The organism is Saccharothrix sp. ST-888, from assembly GCF_000955975.1.
In the GTDB taxonomy this organism is placed as follows: domain Bacteria; phylum Actinomycetota; class Actinomycetes; order Streptomycetales; family Streptomycetaceae; genus Kitasatospora.
On sequence record NZ_JYJF01000946.1, the window covers coordinates 1 to 306 of the forward strand.

Consider the following 306-nt stretch of genomic DNA (forward strand, 5'->3'; position numbering starts at 1 on the left):
GCCCTCCGCCGGGGTGGGTGCCGCGCGGCTGGCCCGCGACAAGCGGCGCCAGCGCGAGGTGGCGGCCGCGCACGGCCTGCGGGCCGTGGCGCACCACGCGGGCGAGGATCCGCACGCGGGGGCCGAGTTCGGGGGCGGGCGGCGGGGCGCGTGGGGGGGGACGGCCGTGGGCTCGGGCGGCTCCGCCTCGGTGACCCTGGTGCCGGGCGCCGACGCGGCGCTGGCGGCGGGCGAGGCGATGCGGGACCGCGGCCACCGGAGCTTCCTGGCCGAGGAGTTCCTCCCCGGGCCGGAGATCAGCTCCGC

Annotated in this window: 1 protein-coding gene; it reads left to right on the plus strand. The window is 82.7% G+C overall.

All coding sequences use genetic code 11. The features are described 5' to 3' along the window. On the plus strand, positions 1 to 306 hold a 306-nt coding region (locus UK12_RS42640), incomplete at both ends, for a hypothetical protein (RefSeq protein ID WP_045307283.1).